Annotated in this window: 16 protein-coding genes; 15 read left to right on the top strand and 1 reads right to left on the bottom strand. The window is 61.6% G+C overall.

Features of this window, described 5'->3' with window-relative positions; all coding sequences use genetic code 11:
• Window positions 1-26: 26 nt before the first annotated feature.
• The 15 genes from ABVV53_RS12250 (at window position 27) to ABVV53_RS12180 (ending at window position 15,463) form a co-directional block, all read left to right on the top strand.
• Window positions 27-221 carry a hypothetical protein gene (locus ABVV53_RS12250; RefSeq protein WP_353984711.1) on the top strand — a complete coding sequence of 65 codons (195 nt, stop codon included), beginning with the start codon at window positions 27-29 and terminating at the stop codon, window positions 219-221.
• Window positions 222-379: 158 nt separating this feature from the next.
• Window positions 380-1,051 carry a complex I 24 kDa subunit family protein gene (locus ABVV53_RS12245; protein WP_353984710.1) on the top strand — a complete coding sequence of 224 codons (672 nt, stop codon included), beginning with the start codon at window positions 380-382 and terminating at the stop codon, window positions 1,049-1,051.
• On the top strand, window positions 1,048-2,358 hold the full coding sequence (gene nuoF, locus ABVV53_RS12240; RefSeq protein WP_353984709.1) for an NADH-quinone oxidoreductase subunit NuoF: 1,311 nt from the start codon (window positions 1,048-1,050) through the stop codon (window positions 2,356-2,358). Before ABVV53_RS12245 ends, nuoF begins: the two co-directional genes overlap by 4 nt.
• Window positions 2,358-4,376 (top strand): NADH-quinone oxidoreductase subunit NuoG, encoded by a 2,019-nt coding sequence (gene nuoG, locus ABVV53_RS12235; RefSeq protein WP_353984708.1) that lies wholly within the window; start codon window positions 2,358-2,360, stop codon window positions 4,374-4,376. Before nuoF ends, nuoG begins: the two co-directional genes overlap by 1 nt.
• Window positions 4,373-5,419: an NADH-quinone oxidoreductase subunit NuoH gene (gene nuoH / locus ABVV53_RS12230; protein WP_353984707.1), complete on the top strand. Its 1,047-nt coding sequence runs from the start codon at window positions 4,373-4,375 to the stop codon at window positions 5,417-5,419. Before nuoG ends, nuoH begins: the two co-directional genes overlap by 4 nt.
• Window positions 5,416-5,901: an NADH-quinone oxidoreductase subunit NuoI gene (gene nuoI / locus ABVV53_RS12225; protein ID WP_353984706.1), complete on the top strand. Its 486-nt coding sequence runs from the start codon at window positions 5,416-5,418 to the stop codon at window positions 5,899-5,901. The genes nuoH and nuoI overlap by 4 nt, the downstream gene beginning before the upstream one ends.
• A 14-nt stretch (window positions 5,902-5,915) precedes the next feature.
• Window positions 5,916-6,533, top strand: a complete 618-nt coding sequence (locus ABVV53_RS12220; protein ID WP_353984705.1) for an NADH-quinone oxidoreductase subunit J — start codon at window positions 5,916-5,918, stop codon at window positions 6,531-6,533.
• Window positions 6,533-6,838 (top strand): NADH-quinone oxidoreductase subunit NuoK, encoded by a 306-nt coding sequence (nuoK, locus tag ABVV53_RS12215; protein WP_353984704.1) that lies wholly within the window; start codon window positions 6,533-6,535, stop codon window positions 6,836-6,838. The genes ABVV53_RS12220 and nuoK overlap by 1 nt, the downstream gene beginning before the upstream one ends.
• Before the next feature lie 4 nt (window positions 6,839-6,842).
• Window positions 6,843-8,951 (top strand): NADH-quinone oxidoreductase subunit L, encoded by a 2,109-nt coding sequence (gene nuoL, locus ABVV53_RS12210; protein WP_353984703.1) that lies wholly within the window; start codon window positions 6,843-6,845, stop codon window positions 8,949-8,951.
• Window positions 8,952-9,000: 49 nt separating this feature from the next.
• Window positions 9,001-10,539, top strand: coding sequence for an NADH-quinone oxidoreductase subunit M (locus ABVV53_RS12205; protein ID WP_353984702.1), 1,539 nt, complete (start codon window positions 9,001-9,003; stop codon window positions 10,537-10,539).
• Complete coding sequence (nuoN, locus tag ABVV53_RS12200; RefSeq protein WP_353984701.1) at window positions 10,539-12,002, top strand: NADH-quinone oxidoreductase subunit NuoN; 1,464 nt, start codon at window positions 10,539-10,541, stop codon at window positions 12,000-12,002. Before ABVV53_RS12205 ends, nuoN begins: the two co-directional genes overlap by 1 nt.
• A 10-nt stretch (window positions 12,003-12,012) precedes the next feature.
• The gene (locus ABVV53_RS12195) at window positions 12,013-12,729 is read left to right on the top strand and encodes a biotin--[acetyl-CoA-carboxylase] ligase (protein ID WP_353984700.1); all 717 of its coding nucleotides are present in this window, start codon (window positions 12,013-12,015) and stop codon (window positions 12,727-12,729) included.
• Between the two features lie 16 nt (window positions 12,730-12,745).
• A complete protein-coding gene (locus ABVV53_RS12190) occupies window positions 12,746-13,522 on the top strand; it encodes a type III pantothenate kinase (RefSeq protein ID WP_353984699.1) in 777 nt (258 codons plus the stop codon).
• Between the two features lie 65 nt (window positions 13,523-13,587).
• Window positions 13,588-15,165, top strand: coding sequence for a ribonuclease J (locus ABVV53_RS12185; protein WP_353984698.1), 1,578 nt, complete (start codon window positions 13,588-13,590; stop codon window positions 15,163-15,165).
• A gap of 10 nt (window positions 15,166-15,175) precedes the next feature.
• A complete protein-coding gene (locus ABVV53_RS12180) occupies window positions 15,176-15,463 on the top strand; it encodes a DUF1467 family protein (RefSeq protein WP_353984697.1) in 288 nt (95 codons plus the stop codon).
• A 37-nt stretch (window positions 15,464-15,500) separates the two neighbouring features.
• Here ABVV53_RS12180 and ABVV53_RS12175 read toward each other — a convergent pair whose 3' ends face one another.
• Window positions 15,501-18,170, bottom strand: coding sequence for an ATPase (locus tag ABVV53_RS12175; RefSeq protein WP_353984696.1), 2,670 nt, complete (start codon window positions 18,168-18,170; stop codon window positions 15,501-15,503).
• Window positions 18,171-18,173: the final 3 nt, after the last annotated feature.

Below are 18,173 nucleotides of genomic sequence, written 5' to 3'. Positions count from 1 at the left end.
GTAGCGGGAACGCGGGAGTACTTGAGATGAGTGCGCAGATGATCGACATGACGCGGATATGGGCGATGCTGACCGGCCTAGTTCTGGCCGCATGGTACTTCGCCGCCACGTACCTGGGCTTCAAGGCGTCCGAACTGCTGCCGATGATGGTGACGGCAATCGGCGGCTTCGAAATGTTCCTGTTTGCCCAGGATGTCTGGCAGCAGCGCAAGCATGGCTGAAAAGCCGTCACTCTGGACTTTCGTTGCGGTCGCTCTTGCGATCGCTCTGGGCGCCTTCGGGCTTGGCCAGATCATCGAAGGTGCAGGCATATTATTTGTGATAGGTGCGACCACTGCATGCGTGGCAGTCGCGCGGAAATTGTGGGGAAATAAAGTCAGTGGCTGATCGCTACCTCGAACCCGACTCGCCCGAGCTGCGGGCGCGGTGGGGCAACTTTGCCTGGAGCCAGAAGTGGGCCGACAAGGCGAAGGCGGCGGTTGCGCGCTACCCGGAAGGGCGGCAGCGCTCTGCGGTGATGGCGCTGCTCGACTATGCGCAGCGCCAAGTCGGCGAAGAAACGAACACGCAAGGCTGGCTTCCCATTCCGGTGATCGAGTTCGTCGCGCGCGCATTGGACATGCCGGTCGTGCGCGTGCTCGAAGTTGCTACGTTCTATACGATGTATAACCTTGTACCCGTCGGTCGTTTCCATGTGCAGGTCTGCGGCACGACGCCCTGCATGTTGCGCGGCTCGGACGACATCATCGCTGCTTGCGAGAAGCGCGGGATGCATCACGGTCACACCACCGGCGATGGTCTGTGGACCTTCACGGAGGTGGAGTGCATGGGCAACTGCGCCTCGGCGCCCATGGTGCAGATCAACGACGACAACTATGAAGATCTGACCGCTGAGCGGTTCGACGCCGTGCTCGACGCGCTAGCTCGCGGTGAGACGCCGAAGGCTGGCACGCAGGAGCCGGGCCGTCACACAGTGGAGCCTGCGGGTGCGCTGAGCACGCTGACCGCAATGGTCAACGAAAACCACGATTACCGGGGTGAGTGGCAATGAGCCTCGCCGACAAGGACCGCATCTTCACCAATGTCTACGGCTACCAGCCGTGGCAGCTTTCCGCCGCACAGGCGCGGGGCGACTGGGACAACACCAAGGATCTGATCGCTCGCGGACGCGACGCGATCATCCAGGAGATGAAGGACTCGGGCCTGCGCGGACGCGGCGGTGCGGGCTTCCCGACAGGGATGAAGTGGTCCTTCATGCCCAAGCAGCCGCCGCTTGATGCCGCGGGTAATCCGAGGCCGAGTTTCCTCGTCATCAACGCCGACGAGTCCGAACCCGGCTCGTGCAAGGACCGCGAGATCATCCGCCACGATCCGCACAAGCTGATCGAAGGTGCGTTGGTCGCTGGCTTCGCCATGGGCGCACGCGCTGCCTACATTTACATTCGTGGTGAGTATATCCGCGAGGCCGAGGTGCTGTTCGCCGCCGTGCAGGAAGCGTATGACGCTGGCCTGCTCGGCAAGAACGCTGCGGGTTCGGGGTACGACTACGACGTCTTCGTGCATCGTGGCGCCGGCGCTTACATCTGCGGCGAAGAAACCGCGATGATCGAAAGTCTTGAGGGCAAAAAGGGCCAGCCCCGCCTCAAGCCGCCGTTCCCTGCCGGTGCGGGCCTCTATGGTTGTCCGACGACCGTCAACAACGTCGAATCAATCGCCGTCGCGCCCACAATCTTACGGCGCGGCGCGGCGTGGTTCTCCAGCTTTGGCAACGAGAACAATCGTGGCACCAAGCTCTTCCAGATCAGCGGGCACGTGAACAAGCCCTGCGTGGTAGAAGAGGAAATGAGCATCCCGTTCCGCGAGCTGATCGAACGCCACTGTGGCGGTATTCGAGGCGGTTGGGACAATCTGCTGGCGGTAATTCCGGGCGGTTCCTCGGTACCACTGGTGCCGGCTGCGCAGATCATGGACTGCCCAATGGACTTCGACGGGCTGAAGGCTCTTGGTTCGGGCCTTGGCACTGCCGCCGTGATCGTCATGGACAAGTCCACCGACATCGTGCGGGCCATCAGCCGCTTGTCCTATTTCTATAAGCATGAATCCTGTGGCCAGTGCACGCCATGCCGCGAAGGTACCGGTTGGATGTGGCGGGTGATGGAGCGCTTGCGCACTGGTGAGGCGCATGTTGACGAGATCGACATGCTCCAGCAAGTCACGAAGCAGGTTGAGGGCCACACCATCTGCGCCCTAGGCGATGCGGCCGCCTGGCCAATCCAGGGCCTCATCCGACACTTCCGCCCCGAACTCGAGCGCCGTATCGAAGAACGGCTCGGTTCGCTGCAACAGGCTGCCGAATAATGCCCAAGCTCAAAGTCGATGGCGTCGAACTCGACGTTCCCAACGGCGTGACCGTGCTTCAGGCCTGCGAACTCGCGGGCAAGGAGATCCCGCGCTTTTGCTATCACGAGCGGCTGTCGATCGCTGGCAATTGCCGCATGTGCCTGGTCGAGGTTAAGCCTGGACCGCCCAAGCCGCAGGCATCTTGCGCACTCCCGGCGACCGATGGCCAAGAGATTCGTACTGATTCGGAGATGGTGCGCAAGGCACGCGAGGGGGTGATGGAGTTCCTGCTCATCAATCACCCGCTGGATTGCCCGATCTGCGACCAGGGCGGTGAGTGCGACTTGCAGGATCAGGCCATGGCCTATGGCCGTGGCGGCTCGCGGTATCACGAGAATAAGCGCGCGGTTACCGAGAAGTACATGGGGCCGCTGATCAAGACAGCGATGACCCGCTGCATCCACTGCACACGCTGCGTGCGCTTCTCCGAGGAAGTGGCAGGCGTTGACGAGATCGGCGCGCTTTATCGCGGCGAAAACATGCAGATCACGACCTACCTTGAGCATGCTGCCAAGCATGAGCTCTCGGCCAACGTGATCGATCTATGTCCGGTGGGCGCGCTTACCAGTCGGCCTCATGCCTTCGAGTTACGCCCTTGGGAGCTGAAGAAGACGCTTGGGATCGACGTGTCGGATGCAACCGGTGCCAACATTCGCATCGACAGCCGCGGTCGTGAAGTCATGCGCGTGCTGCCCCGCAATAATGACGACGTGAACGAGGAATGGCTTAGCGACAAAGGGCGCTATCAGGTCGATGGCCTCATGCGCCGGCGTCTCGACCGCCCCTGGATTCGCCGCGACGGGAAGCTGCAGCCGGCCAGCTGGCAGGAGGCGTTCTCCACCATCGCTTCTCTCAACCCCGGAGCGAGCATTGCTGCCATCGCGGGTGACCTCGTCGACTGTGAGACGATGTTTGCCGCCAAGAGGCTGGTTGGTGCCCTTGGCTCCAGGCTGGTTGAGGGACGCCAGACCGGCATGGACTATGCCACCGACAGCTTGGCGGCGGTGAACTTCAACTCCACGCTGGCCGGCATTGAGACGGCAGACGCCATTCTCATCGTGGGCTCGATGGTCCGCTGGGAAGCGCCGCTGGTGAATGTCCGCATCCGCAAGGCTGCAAAGCGCGGCGCGAGGGTGTTCCTGATCGGTCCGGAATGGGAGACCACTTTCGGTGGCGATTTCATCGGCAACGACTTGTCCTTGCTCGGAAACCTTCCAGAGGCCGTCACGCGTGCTTTCGGTGATGCCAAGCGTCCGGCAGTCATCGTCGGGGGAGCAGGGCTTGGCAGGGGGGGACTGGAGGCAGCCCTTTCGCTGAGCAACAGCCTCAATCTTGTGCGTGAGCTGGAAGACGGCACCCGCTGGAACGGCTTTAACGTGCTCCATATGGCAGCGAGCCGCATGGGCGGTCTCATGCTTGGCTTCGCGCAACAGGGCGGGATCGCCGATCTGGTCTCCGCCAAGCCGAAGGTCGTGCTCTCGCTAGGCGCAGATGAGGTGGACTACACCCGCTTTGCCGGTTCGATGATCGTTTACATCGGGCATCACGGCGACAAGGGCGCGCATGCGGCGGACGTCATTCTTCCCGGCTCCGCCTACGTCGAGAAGGCGGGAACGTACGTTAACACAGAAGGCCGGGTGCAGTTCGCCGACAAGGCAGTATTCGGACCCGGCGACGCTCGCGAGGATTGGACGATCCTGCGCGCCCTGGCGGACGCTTTCGACGTCACCGTGGGCTTCGACAGCTTCGAGGAATTGCGCGCAGCGATGATTGCGGAGGTTCCGGCACTTGGCATCGAGGGGCTGGCCGACTACGGGAGCGACCTACCGTCCGGCGGCGGCTCCGCTTCAGGCGCCATCGCCTATCCGATCCAGGACTTCTACATGACGAACCCCATCGCCCGCGCCAGCGAGGTCATGCAGCGCTGTTCGGCGGAATTGCTGCATGGTGAGGATTTCGCGGAGGCAGCGGAATGACCGCGTTCTTCGTAGAACTCGGCATGTCCTATGAGTGGGCATGGGCGCTTGCCACGATTTGTGGCATCCTGCTCATCGCTCTGCCTCTGATGTTGGCCGTGGCCATGGTCATTTACGCAGACCGTAAGATCTGGGCAGCGATGGCATTGCGTCGCGGGCCTAATGTGGTGGGTCCGTTCGGATTGCTGCAGTCCTTCGCTGACGGTCTGAAAGTGTTTCTGCAGGAGACGATCGTTCCCTCGGCGGCGAACAAAGGCATCTTCCTGATCGCGCCGATTGTCACGTTTACTGTCGCGTTACTTGCTTGGGCGGTGATCCCGTTCAACTCGGGCGCAGTGCTGGCCGACATCAACGTAGGCTTGCTCTATGTGCTGGCGATCAGTTCGCTTGGTGTCTACGGCACGATCATGGCGGGGTGGGCATCAAACTCGAAGTACCCGTTTTTCTCTGCCATGCGCGCCTCGGCGCAAATGATCAGCTACGAAGTCTCCATCGGGTTCATTCTGATCTGCATCGTTCTTTGGGCGGGCAGCTTCAACATGAACACGATCGTCGAGATGCAGCGCGGACATGGCCTCGGCTTCGTCAACGGGTTCTGGTTCAACATACTCCTGTTTCCGATGTGGGTGATGTTCCTGATTTCTGGAATGGCGGAGACGCAGCGCGCACCGTTCGATCTGACGGAAGCTGAATCGGAACTCGTGGCGGGGTATCAGACCGAATACTCGTCGATGGCCTTCGCGCTTTACTGGTTGGGCGAATACGCAAACGTGTTGCTGATGTGCGCGCTGAACGCGACGCTGTTCTTCGGCGGCTGGTTGCCCCCGTTCGAGATCCCATTCCTGTATTGGGTCCCGGGCTTTGTCTGGCTGCTGCTGAAGATCGCATTCTTCTTCTTTGTCTTCTCTTGGGTGAAGGCGACCGTGCCGCGTTATCGCTACGACCAGCTCATGCGGCTGGGCTGGAAAGTGTTTCTGCCCGTCTCGCTTGGCTTCGTCGTGCTCGTTTCCGGATGGCTTATGCTTACGAGGTATGGCGCATGAGTGTCGCCCAACTGGTCAAGTCCTTCACACTTTACGAGTTCGTGAAGGCGCATGCGCTGACGCTGAAGTACTTCTTCAAGCCTAAAGCCACCATCAACTACCCGTTCGAGCGTAACCCGCTATCGCCACGTTTCCGCGGTGAGCACGCGCTGCGGCGTTATCCGAATGGCGAGGAGCGCTGCATCGCGTGCAAGTTGTGCGAGGCCGTCTGCCCAGCACAGGCAATCACGATCGAGGCTGAACCGCGCACTGATGGTTCGCGCCGGACGACGCGCTACGACATCGACATGACGAAGTGCATCTACTGCGGCTTCTGCCAGGAAGCTTGTCCGGTCGATGCCATCGTCGAGGGTCCGAACCTAGAGTTCACGACCGAAACGCGTGAAGAACTGCTTTACGACAAGGCCAAGCTGCTGGCGAACGGGGACAAGTGGGAGCGGGCATTGGCCGCGAACCTTGAAGCCGATGCGCCCTACCGCTAGGGGGCCGCGGGCTCATGATTCAGACTTTTGCATTCTACCTTTTCGCGGTGCTGACGATCGCCTCGGGCGCCGTCACCATCATGGCGCGCAACCCGGTGCACTCTGTGCTCTGGCTGATCCTGGCGTTCTTCAACGCCGCGGGTCTCATGGTGCTCGTCGGAGCCGAGTTCATCGCGATGCTGCTCGTTATCGTATACGTGGGTGCAGTCGCCGTGCTGTTCCTGTTTGTGGTCATGATGCTCGACATCGATTTCGCAGAGCTTCGCTCCGGCTTCGTGCGCCACTTCCCCTTGGGGATGTTGATCGCGCTCGTCCTCTTGGCCGAGATCGTTCTGGGCATCGGTGCTTACCGGGCGGGGGCACTGCAACTGGGCACACCGGACGGACTAGCGGCTTCCCCTCTGGGAGTGAGCAACATCGCGGCCATCGGCGCGCTGCTCTATGGTCGGTACCTGTTCTTGTTTGAAGCGTCTGGCTTGATTCTTCTCGTCGCGATGATCGGCGCCATTGTGCTGACATACGACAAGCGAACGGACACCCGTAACCAGAACATCGCTCGGCAGAACGCCCGTCGGCCTGAGGAAGCCACCTACAATGTCAGGCCGGAAGTAGGCAAAGGGGTAAGCCTCTGATGATCGGCATCGAACACTACGTCGTCGTCAGCTCGATCCTGTTCGTGCTCGGCGTTCTCGGCATCTTCCTCAATCGCAAGAACATCATTGTCATTTTGATGGCAATCGAACTGATACTGCTCGCCGTGAACATCAACCTGGTCGCTTTCAGCGCTTTCCTTCAGGACCTCACCGGTCAGGTGTTCGCGATGTTCGTGCTCACCGTCGCTGCAGGCGAGGCTGCGATCGGCCTGGCGATCCTCGTTATCTACTTCCGCGGTCGCGGCACCATTGCCGTCGACGATGTGAACCGGATGAAGGGATAAGACCGTGCATCCGATTATCATCATCGTCTTCCTGCCGCTGCTGGCAGCGATCGTCGCCGGCCTGGGCAACAAATCACTTGGCCACTTCGGAGCAAAAGTGGTTACCACCGGCGCGCTGTTTGTCGCCTGTGCGCTGTCTTGGCCGATCTTCCTGGGGTTCCTTGCCGGTACCGCCACGGCTGACGTGATCCCGCTGCTCAGATGGGTGCAGTCGGGCACGATGACGTTCGACTGGGCACTGCGGGTGGACACTCTCACTGCAGTCATGCTGGTCGTCGTTACGAGCGTCTCGGCTTTGGTGCATTTGTACTCGTGGGGCTACATGGCGGAAGAACCGGATCAGCCGCGCTTCTTCGCCTACCTGTCGCTGTTCACGTTCGCCATGCTGATGCTGGTGACTGCCGACAACCTCGTGCAGATGTTCTTCGGTTGGGAAGGCGTGGGTCTCGCCTCTTACCTGCTGATCGGCTTCTGGTTTCGCAAGCCTTCAGCCTCTGCCGCCGCCATCAAGGCCTTCGTGGTCAACCGCGTGGGCGACCTTGGCTTCATGCTTGGCATCTTCGGCACTTTCCTGGTTTTCGGCACCGTTTCAATACCGGAGATACTCGCGGCTGCTCCCGGTATGGCTGGCTCTACGGTGGGTTTCCTCGGGTACCGTCTGGACACGATGACAGTGCTATGTCTGCTGCTGTTCGTGGGCGCGATGGGCAAGTCCGCACAACTGGGTCTGCACACCTGGCTTCCCGACGCCATGGAGGGGCCAACTCCGGTGTCGGCGCTGATCCACGCTGCAACGATGGTCACGGCTGGCGTGTTCATGGTCTGCCGATTGTCGCCGATGTTCGAGGCTGCTCCGGTTGCGCTTGGCTTCGTGACGTTCATCGGCGCGTCCACTTGCTTCTTCGCGGCCACGATTGGCTGCACGCAGTGGGACATAAAGCGGGTCATTGCCTACTCAACGTGCTCGCAGCTGGGCTACATGTTCTTCGCGGCGGGTGTCGGCGCTTATGGCGCCTCGATGTTCCACCTGTTCACGCATGCCTTCTTCAAGGCCTTGCTGTTCTTGGGTGCAGGCTCTGTAATCCATGCCATGCACCATGAGCAGGACATGCGGTATTACGGTGCGCTGCGGAAGGAGATCCCGGTCACCTTCTGGGCGATGACGGCTGGCACGCTCGCGATCACCGGAGTCGGCATCGTGGACGTCTTTGGCTTTGCCGGTTTCTATTCAAAGGATGCTATCCTTGAGGCCGCCTACGCCTCGAACTCGCAAGTGGGCAGCTATGCTTTCTGGCTGGGCATTGCGGCTGCACTGATGACGAGCTTCTACTCGTGGCGACTCGTGTTCTTGACTTTCTTCGGAAAGCCGCGGTGGGCTGCGTCGGAGCATATCCAGCATGCCGTGCACGATGCACATGGCCACGACCATACACATGGCACTCATGGCCATGGTAGCGAGGCCGAGAATGCGCCTGCGCAGGAGCATTCTGGCCACGAGGACCATGGGGCTACAGCCGAGCACCATGTTCCCGATGCGCATGTGAGTGAGGGCACCGGCGGCTATCGCCCGCACGAAAGCCCGATTGTCATGCTGATTCCATTGATCATCCTGTCGATTGGCGCAGTGTTGGCGGGCTTCGTGTTCCATCACGACTTCGTCAGTGAAGGCACGGGCAAGTTCTGGATGGACAGCCTGGTCTTTGCCGAGCACCTCATCCACGAGATGCACGCGGTACCGACCTGGGTGAAGTGGACTCCCTTCACGGTCATGGCTCTCGGGCTGCTGACGGCCTGGTACGGCTACATCCGTAACACGCGCTTTCCGGCCGCGTTCGCAGAGCAGCTGGGGCCGGTCTATACGTTTGTGTACCGCAAGTGGATGTTCGACGAGCTTTACCACTATGCTTTCGTGGTGCCGTCGCTCTGGCTTGGCCGGATGTTCTGGATTGTCGGCGACGTGGGAATAATCGATCGCTTCGGGCCGAACGGAGCGGCGTGGGTGGTGAGCAAAGGCTCGCACTACGCTCAGAAGGTTCAGTCCGGTTATCTCTATAGCTACGCACTGGTTATGCTGATCGGGCTTGTCGCTGCGGTCAGTTGGGTGATCGCATGATTACCGGGGTTCAGGGGGTTCAAGTGGTGGATTTGAGAGGGCACGAGTGATGGGAGACTTTCCGATCCTCTCCCTGATGCTGCTGGTGCCGCTCGTCGCGGCAATAGCTTGCCTCTTCCTGCAAGCTCAGACGGCGCGCAAGGTTGCACTCGCGGCAACGCTGATCGACTTTGCTTTGGGCGTATTGCTCTGGGCCAACTTCGACATTGGCGGCGCGCAGTGGCAGTTTCAGGAGCGCCAGGCGATCTTCTCGAGCTTTTCGTACGCGCTCGGTATCGACGGTATCGCGCTGCTGCTGATCATGCTCTCCGTCTTCCTAATGCCCGTGTGCATTGGGGCGAGCTGGACCTCTGTTAACAAGCGGGTCGGTGAGTACATGGCCGCGTTCCTGCTGATGGAAACGCTGATGATCGGCGTCTTCGCAGCGCAGGACTTGTTCCTGTTCTACATCTTCTTCGAGGCCGGCCTGATCCCGATGTACCTGATCATCGGCATTTGGGGCGGCGACAACCGGATCTACGCCAGCTACAAGTTCTTCCTCTACACTCTCCTCGGCTCGGTGGTGATGCTCATCGCTATGCTTTGGATGGCGAACGAGGCCGGAACCACCGACATCCCGACGCTGATGGCGTATGATTTCGCACCCGGCGTGCAGACTTGGCTGTGGCTTGCGTTCTTCGCCAGCTTCGCGGTGAAGATGCCGATGTGGCCCGTGCACACCTGGCTACCTGACGCGCACGTGCAGGCGCCCACCGCTGGGTCGGTAATCCTGGCCGGCGTGCTCCTCAAGATGGGCGGCTATGGGTTCATCCGGTTCTCGTTGCCGATGTTCCCGGAAGCGAGTGCGCAGTTCGCGCCGCTTGTCTTCACGCTTTCCATGCTGGCTGTCGTGATTACCTCCCTGATTGCCCTTGTTCAAAACGATATGAAGAAGCTGATCGCCTATTCATCCGTTGCCCACATGGCGATCGTGACGCTGGGACTCTTCGCGTTTAACGTGCAGGGGCTCGAAGGCTCAGTGATCGTCATGCTGAGCCATGGTCTTGTGTCAGGCGCGCTGTTCCTTTGCGTTGGCGTGATTTACGATCGGTTGCACACGCGTGAGATTGCTCGTTATGGCGGTTTGTCCATCAACATGCCGCGCTATGCGCTCTTCTTCCTCCTGTTCACGATGGCCTCGATCGGCCTGCCGGGCACGTCTGGTTTCGTGGGAGAGTTTTTGAGCCTTGCAGGCATCTATCAGGTGTCCAGTTGGGTCGCGCTGGTCGGTACGACCGGTATCATTCTCGGCGCTGCCTACATGCTCTACCTCTACCGCCGCGTTGCTTTTGGTGAGCAGAGGAATGCTGATGCTGCGGCGATGCCTGACCTGACCTTGCGCGAATACCTGATGATGATCCCGCTCGGCTTGGCAGTGCTTTGGATGGGCGTTTATCCGGAGAGCTTCCTTGCGCCGATGCGCGCGGACATCGCAGCGCTCGACGCCCGCTTGGCACGAGCGAGGCCGACATGGGAGCCGAAGCTGGTGATGGGGAAAGCGCAGCCTGCTGCACATGAAAAAGCGTCCCACGCGGAGGGGGCACACTAATGGATTTCTCCCATTCCCTGGGCCTGATCGCGCCTGAAGTGACGCTGAGCGTCGCGGGTCTGATCCTGTTGCTGGTTGCCGCGTGGGGCGGTGACAAGTCTTCGCGCCTGATCTCCATCCTTGCCGTTACCGTGCTCGTAGGCTGCATGTTCCTGGCCGGTCCGGCGCTGTTCAATGGTGCGATCGGCCCGGACGTGACTGCGTTCGGCGGTCAGTTCCGCGCTGATGCGTTTGCCTCGTTCGCCAAGCTGCTGATCTACGGCAGTGCAGCGGCCTCCCTGGTGGTGACACCCGCCTTCTTTGATCGCTTCGGCGCGATGCGCGCCGAATACCCCGTGCTGGTGCTTTTCGGTGCCTTGGGCATGGGGATGATGGCCTCAGCCGGCGATCTGCTGACGCTGTACATCGGCCTCGAACTGAACTCACTCGCATCGTACGTGCTGGCGGCATTCCTGCGTACAGACGGTCGTTCGGCAGAATCAGGACTGAAGTACTTCGTGCTGGGCGCGCTCGCTTCTGGCATCCTCCTGTTCGGCGTTAGTCTTACCTATGGCTTTACGGGTACGACCTCGTTTGCGGGTATTAACCTGGCGCTGACGGGCGGGCTCTCGGCCGGGGCTCTGTTTGGCATTGTTTTCATGTTGGCCGGCCTTGCCTTCAAGATTAGCGCCGTACCATTCCACATGTGGACGCCGGACGTTTACGAAGGCGCACCCACGCCAGTGACGACGTTCTTCGCCACAGCGTCGAAGGCTTCGGCGCTCGCGCTGACCATGCGCGTTGCGCTCGAGGCGTTCGGGTCGCAGGCAGGCGCGTGGCAACAGATCGTGATCTTCGCCGCTCTGGCCTCGATCGTGGTCGGTGCACTCGGCGCTATTGCTCAGTCGAACATCAAGCGACTGATGGCCTATTCTTCGATCAACAACGTCGGTTTCGTTCTGATCGGGCTTGCCGTTGCGACGCCGCAGGGCGCTGCGGCCATGCTGGTGTACTTAGTCATTTACGTGATCATGTCGCTGGGTGGCTTCGTTGCGGTACTGATGCTTAAGGATGGGGAAGGCAAACCTGTCGAATCGATCGCAGATTTAGCCGGATTGTCGCGCACGCGACCGGGCTTGGCCCTGGCGCTCGCGATCACCATGTTCAGTCTGGCGGGTATTCCCCCGCTGTTTGGCTTCTGGGGCAAGTTCGTGGTGTTCCAGGCGGCGGTTCAGGCAGGCTTCGTTGCTCTTGCCGCCATCGGTATCGCCGCTTCGGTGATCGGCGCGTTCTACTACATCAAGATCGTCAAGATCATGTACTTCGACGAACCTGCAGGTGTGGTGACGGGGCGTAGCGATGCGGCTCACACAACGCTGCTGGTGTTGACAGCGCTGTTCATGTCTCCCTTGGGCTACTTCCTGACCCGCTGGCTTGATGGCTTGGCGACAGTGGCCGCATCCGCGCTGTTCCTACCGTTCTGATGCATTTGCATTGATCGAGGTTGTCGCCGAGACGGGCTCGACCAGCGCCGACCTCACCGGTCGGCTATCGGCCGGCGAAGCGGTGGATGACGGGCATTGGCTCGTAGCCGACCGCCAGACCGCCGGGCGTGGGCGGCAAGGCCGGACGTGGAGCGACGGTGCGGGGAACTTCATGGGGTCCACGCTGGTTCGGCTTCGAGCCGGAGACCCACCTGCGCATACGCTTTCGCTGGTTGCGGGCGTGGCCGTTCTAAAAGCTCTTGAATGCAGCGCTCCTGCTGTTGCCGGGTTGCTGCTGAAGTGGCCGAACGACGTCTTGGTGAACGGGGCGAAGCTAGCAGGCATCCTGCTTGAGCGCACTGGTGACGCGGTGATCGTGGGCATAGGCGTAAATCTGGCGCAGGCGCCGGAAGTGTCGGGAAGGGCGGTAGCCAGCCTTGCAGCACTGGAATGCGTTGTGGAACGGGACGCGTTCGCGGCCATGCTAGACACGTGTTGGGGCGAGTCACTGGGGCTGTGGCGCTGCGGCGGATGGGCCGAAGTGCGTCGCGGGTGGCTCGCACGGGCGCACCCCATTGGGACGCCCTTGGCGGTTCACGGTGCGAACGGTGAAATGGTTCACGGCACCTTTGCGGGCATCGATAACGAAGGGGCCTTGCAACTGCAGCTCGCCGGCGGCACGAGGCGCACTATCCACGCTGGCGAAGTCCTTCTCGACCGCCGCTGACCGGGACAAACACACCATGCTGCTGGCCATTGATGCAGGCAACACCAATGTCGTTTTCGCCCTCTTCGACGAAGGCATTGTCAAAGGGCGCTGGCGCATTGCGACCGATGCGCGGCGAACCGGAGATGAATACGCAGTCTGGCTGATGCAGTTGCTGGATATTCGCGGGGTAGAGCGCAAGGCGATCGACCGGATCATCATTTCGACCGTGGTTCCGCGCGCCCTGCATAATCTGGACGTGCTTGCCCGCCATTATTTCGGAATCGAGCCGCTTATAGCGGGGCAGGGCGCAGCCAGCTATGCCATCGATATCGACGTGGATGAGCCGCGATCGCTCGGCGCAGACCGTGCCGTGAACGCTGTCGCCGCGCATACTAAGTTCGCGGGTGATCTCATCGTCATCGATTTCGGAACGGCGACGACATTCGATGTGATCGACTTCAACGGAGCCTACAAGGGCGGCATCATCGCGCCAGGCATCAATCTCTCGCTGGACGCTCTTGTCGGCAACACAGCGATGCTCCCGCGCATTGCTATCGAAGTGCCGGAAAGCCCCAGCGTGATTGGGCGGAATACGGAAGACCAGATGCTCATCGGTGTTTTCTGGGGCTACGTTGCCATGATGGAGGGGCTGATCGCTCGAATGCGATCGCAAATCGGCCGCCCTGCCAAAGTTATTGCCACAGGCGGCCTTGCGGTGCTGTTCGACGAGGCGACGGACATTTTTGATGCCGTCGACCCCGATCTTACGCTCGAAGGCCTAGCCATTCTTGCGGAGCGTGCCTCTAAGTGACGAATACACACACACCCGGTGAAGAACTTCTGTTTTGCGCTCTTGGTGGTTCTGGGGAGATCGGCATGAACGTCAATCTCTACGGCTGCCGCGGCAAGTGGATCATGGTCGACCTCGGTATGACCTTCAGCGGCAACGAATACCCCGGTGTCGACCTGGTTTTCGCGGACATCGATTTCATCGAGCAGCGGCGCAAGGACCTGCTGGGTATCGTGCTGACACATGCGCACGAGGACCACATCGGAGCCGTGCCATACTTCGCCAAGAAGCTGGGCGTGCCGCTCTACGCAACCCCGTTCACCGCCCGGCTTGTCGCGGCCAAGCTTGAAGAAGAGGGCATTCTCGGCGACGTGGAGTTGAATGTCGTCAACGATCTTGACGAGTTTGAGATCGGCCCTTTCGGAATCAGCTATGTGCCGCTTGCTCACTCGATCGCGGAGGGCAACGCGCTGCTCATCGATACGCCGTTCGGCCGCGTGTTTCACACGGGGGACTGGAAAATCGACGAGGAGCCGCAGATCGGCACCCCCGCCACGGCTGCTGAGCTCACCGAGATCGGCGACGAAGGCGTGCTGGCGCTCGTCTGTGATTCCACCAACGTCTTCAATCCGGAACCGTCCGGCTCTGAGGGCGAGGTCTATCGAGGGCTGCAACTGGAAGTCGCCAAGCACAAGAGCCGCCGGGTGCTGGTCACAACTTTCGCCTCGAACGTGGCGCGCCTCCAGACGCTGGGAGCGGTAGCAAAAGCGACGGGCCGTAAGCTCTGTGTAGCGGGTCGCTCGCTCGACCGCATTATTGAGGCTGGGCAGGCAAGCGGGTACCTTCAGGATTTGCCCACTCCGGTAGATTTCGACACCGCCATGAGCTTGCCACGCGGCGAAGTGCTGATCGTCGCCACGGGCGGCCAGGGTGAGCCGCGCGCCGCCCTGGCCCGGATCACCGACGGCAATCATCCTCTTTCCCTGGAGGCGGGCGACGTAGTGCTCTTCTCGAGCAGGCAGATTCCAGGCAACGAGATCGCGATCGGCCGGATACAGAACCGACTTGCCGAGCGCGATATCGTTCTTGTCACGGACCGCCAGAGCATGATCCATGTTTCCGGCCATCCCGGTCGGCCAGAGCTGGAAGCGCTGTATCGCTGGGTTCGACCCGAAATCCTCGTTCCGGTTCACGGCGAGATTAGACACATGCGCGAACAGGCCAGGCTGGGTCTTGCCAGCGGTATCCCCAACGCGGTCTTCCAGACCAACGGCGATCTTGTACGGCTCGCTCCTGGGAGGCCGGGCAAGATCGACGAAGTCCGCGCTGGCCGACTTGTTCTTGACGGAGACATGATCGTGCCGGCCGACGGAGACGCTGTGGTCATGCGTCGCCGACTGTCCCAGACGGGCGTCGTCACCGTTGCCGTTGACAAGCGCGGCGGGGTGCAGGTCGATGCTCTGGGCCTTCCGCTCGACATGGAGCGGGGCAGCTTTTTGGATGAGATGAGCCGCGACGTGGAAAGTGCGCTCACGAGTGCCAAGAAGGCACGGGCGGACGAGGGCAGGCGCCGCGAAGCGGTGCGGCTCGCCGCACGTCGTGCAGCCGCGCGGTGGACTGGGAAGAAGCCGCAGGTCATTGTCATGATGGCTGAGGAAGGCTGAGGCCGCGCAGATGCAGTGGACTTCGATACTGGCAATCTACGGCTTACTGTGGGTGCTGAGCGCCTTTCTTGTCCTGCCATTTGGCCTGCGCACGGCGGATGAAGAAGGGCAAGAGGTGGAGAGAGGGCATGCAGACAGTGCCCCGGTAAACTTCCGCCCCGGCAAGGTTGCCATGCGCGCCGCGATCCTCGCCGCCGTATTCCTCGGTCTGTTCTATCTGAACTACGTCTACGGGTGGATCGCGGTCGAGGATCTCAACTTCTTTGGAACGCCGCCTATGAAGGAGATGGGGTACTGAGCCCCACACCTTCGTTACGGTTGCGTGAAGCGCCGACCTAGCTGCGCAGGCGCTCTATTCCTTGCGCCAATACTACATAGAGCTTGCCCATGTCGGAGGACAGCAGCGTCACGCCCAGCGCGTTGCCGTCCCGCGTGGAGAGCACCTGCCGCAGCAGTGCTTCGAAGTCGTGGATGTAGCGATTAACATGTTCGCGGAAGCTGTCATCTCGCTCGAACAGCTGCTGGATCAGGCGCGCTTCGCCTGTTTCGATGAGAGAGACGGCACGACGGGTGAAGATGCCGCGGTCGCCGCGCAGATAGGCAGACCAGGCCGTGTCGGCGACGTCGGATGAAAGCGCGCTGGCGATGTCGATGGCGCTGGATTTCAGAGAATCCGTGATGAGGGCGGCGCGCCGGCTGAAGTCGTTGTCGACTTGCTCCTGCGCGCGCTCCCGGGCCTGAGACACCCTGCCTTCGAGATTGGCCACCGCTTCATCCAGGCTGCCAAGCTGTTCGCGCATCTGCGCCGCAGCCTCGCGGCCCGCTCCCGAAGCATGGGCTATCGCTTGCTCCAAAGCGCCGGCTGCTTCGGCAGCGCGTGGGCGCATGGCCTTGTCGATAGCAAGAGCGCTCTCCTCACCGAGACGATTTGCCAAGGCCAAGATGCGGGCCGAACCCTCATCATCGAGTGTAGCCAGAACGTCGCGTACAGCCGTACCGAGCTGCTCGATCGCCGCGCTAAGCTCGTCATGCGCCGTTATCGCGACGCGCTGGCCAGTTGTTTCGACCTCGTCGAGCTTGACCCGAAGCGCTTCGATCTCCGCGTGGTGCTTTTCGTTTCGACCGGAGACCGCGGTCTCACCGGCTTCGAGTTCCGCTTGAAACTGGGCCAAGGCCTCGCGAGCGGCGTCGATGGTCTCGTGAAGCTCGCTTCCGCGGCGCGAGCCCCCGTCGATCTCCTGAACAAGGTGCATGACTTTGTCGCCGAGCCGCGACAGGCGATCGTCGGCAATGGATAGCGCCTCTGGAAGCGCGCCAGAGCTGTGTTTTGCGCTCGCCTGGATCAGTTCAAGCAAGCGAACGCTGGCGTCGGTCAGCCGTTCAACTTCGCTCTCGGTCGCCGCAAGAGTCGTCCGCGATGCGGTCAGCCGCTCACTCAGGACGGCCAGGCTTCGGGTGAGGGCTGCTTCGACCTCGCTGCCGCTTTGAGCCACAGCAGCCATGCGCTGACCGTGATCGCCCAGCGTCGCGACGAGAGTCTCAGAGCGCCGCGTCAGCGCATCCGTGTGCCGTTCGTGATCGGCCAACCGCTCCGCTACCGCGCCATCCAGTGCAGCCAGTTGTGCGGTGATCCGCGATAGCGCCGTCTGCTCGTCCGCAGTGAGGCGCGACTGCAGCTCGCCGGCGCGGTCTGCGAGATGGCCGGCGCGCTCCTCCAGTGCCGCGAGTGCTGCTTGTTCTGCTGCGGAGAGACGGGCGTGCAGATCATCGCTGCGGGTCGCCAATCTCTCCGCCCGGTCGTGCAGGGTCTCCAACGCTATCTTTTCGACCTCGCCCACACGCGCTTCAAGCTCGGAGCGTTGCTGGTCAACCGCTGTGAGGCGGGTGGCCCAAGCTTCGGCAGCACGGCTCTCAGCGTCCTGGACGGCACGGCCGACGACGCCGCTCTCGTCTCGAAGTGCTCTCAGCCGCGCGCGAAGCGACGTTAGGCTCTCTGCCTCGTGGGTATCCAGAGCGACCCGAGCCGCCTCGACTTCATCGGCCAGTGCCGCAGCGCGGGTGCGGGTCGCCGCGAGGGCTTCGACCTCGTGGCTCTCCAGCTGCGACCGGAACTCGTCTCCACGCTCTGCGAGAGCGTCGAAGCGGGCAGCGGCAAGCTTCTCGAGGTCCTCGCAGATCCGCGCGAATCCCGCCGCTGCGGCGTCCATGGACTGACGGACTGCGCCCACTTGCTGATTGCAGGCGGCGCCAAACTCGTTGAGGCGGTTGAAGCCGTTTACGAGATCTTCGAGCTGTCCGTGTGCAGTGCGGCCGGCATTGCCGATGTTGTTGGTCACGTCCTTTGCCGAAGTGGCGATCACCGGGAGTTGTGCGCGCAGCCGATCCATATTGTCGAGCGCCGACTTGCTGACCGTCTGGATCGTGTCGAGCCGGTCGCCGTTCTCGTGGATGAGCTCCTCGAGGCGCCCAGCGTTCTGCGTCAGCCGCTCGACGGCTACTCGGCCAAGAGCTTCCAGATCGCGAGACTGGGCCGCAATGAACTCGCGTGCGAGGCTCAGCTCGCCGTTGACAGCGCTCAGCCGTTTTTCAAGATTGGCGCTTTCGCGGGAGAGGGAAGCTGCGGCATTGCCAAAGCGAGCCGCTTCACGGCTGCTGTTGCGCATCACCAGAAGCCAGACCACCGCGATGAGCAGCACGGGAACGGCCCACTGCGTCAAAAGTGCCGGGATGTTCTCGGGCATGGCGGCGCCGGGCACATTGCGCTGCGACCACGCGAAGAAGGCAGTCCATGCAACGGTGAGCAGCACGGCTGCAGCAGGTGCGATGAGGCCTCGCCAGGGCGCCGGCGTGGCAACCGGGTCATCCGCATCCCACGGAACGCTCTCGGCCACGCCCGATTCGCTTGCGCTCGTCGTTTCGGCCTCGTTACCCAGCGACGTGTTGCCGCCATTCCCAGCCTCGGTCCCACTTGTTCCGAAGGCGATTACGCGTGTGTCCCCTACCATCAG

This window comes from Novosphingobium kalidii (assembly GCF_040534015.1).
Taxonomy (GTDB): domain Bacteria; phylum Pseudomonadota; class Alphaproteobacteria; order Sphingomonadales; family Sphingomonadaceae; genus Novosphingobium; species Novosphingobium kalidii.
Note: the sequence above shows the minus strand (reverse complement) of the source record. Positions and strands in the feature narration are given on the sequence as shown.

What these genes read in the sequence shown, in the direction of transcription:
- nuoG (WP_353984708.1), top strand. Translation starts at nt 2,358, where the DNA reads ATGCCCAAGCTCAAAGTCGATGGCGTCGAACTCGACGTTCCCAACGGC.
- ABVV53_RS12185 (WP_353984698.1), top strand. Translation starts at nt 13,588, where the DNA reads ATGAACGTCAATCTCTACGGCTGCCGCGGCAAGTGGATCATGGTCGAC.
- nuoN (WP_353984701.1), top strand. Translation starts at nt 10,539, where the DNA reads ATGGATTTCTCCCATTCCCTGGGCCTGATCGCGCCTGAAGTGACGCTG.
- nuoH (WP_353984707.1), top strand. Translation starts at nt 4,373, where the DNA reads ATGACCGCGTTCTTCGTAGAACTCGGCATGTCCTATGAGTGGGCATGG.
- ABVV53_RS12190 (WP_353984699.1), top strand. Translation starts at nt 12,746, where the DNA reads ATGCTGCTGGCCATTGATGCAGGCAACACCAATGTCGTTTTCGCCCTC.
- ABVV53_RS12175 (WP_353984696.1), bottom strand. Translation starts at nt 18,170, where the DNA reads ATGGTAGGGGACACACGCGTAATCGCCTTCGGAACAAGTGGGACCGAG.
- ABVV53_RS12180 (WP_353984697.1), top strand. Translation starts at nt 15,176, where the DNA reads ATGCAGTGGACTTCGATACTGGCAATCTACGGCTTACTGTGGGTGCTG.
- nuoK (WP_353984704.1), top strand. Translation starts at nt 6,533, where the DNA reads ATGATCGGCATCGAACACTACGTCGTCGTCAGCTCGATCCTGTTCGTG.
- ABVV53_RS12220 (WP_353984705.1), top strand. Translation starts at nt 5,916, where the DNA reads ATGATTCAGACTTTTGCATTCTACCTTTTCGCGGTGCTGACGATCGCC.
- ABVV53_RS12205 (WP_353984702.1), top strand. Translation starts at nt 9,001, where the DNA reads ATGGGAGACTTTCCGATCCTCTCCCTGATGCTGCTGGTGCCGCTCGTC.
- ABVV53_RS12250 (WP_353984711.1), top strand. Translation starts at nt 27, where the DNA reads ATGAGTGCGCAGATGATCGACATGACGCGGATATGGGCGATGCTGACC.
- nuoF (WP_353984709.1), top strand. Translation starts at nt 1,048, where the DNA reads ATGAGCCTCGCCGACAAGGACCGCATCTTCACCAATGTCTACGGCTAC.
- nuoI (WP_353984706.1), top strand. Translation starts at nt 5,416, where the DNA reads ATGAGTGTCGCCCAACTGGTCAAGTCCTTCACACTTTACGAGTTCGTG.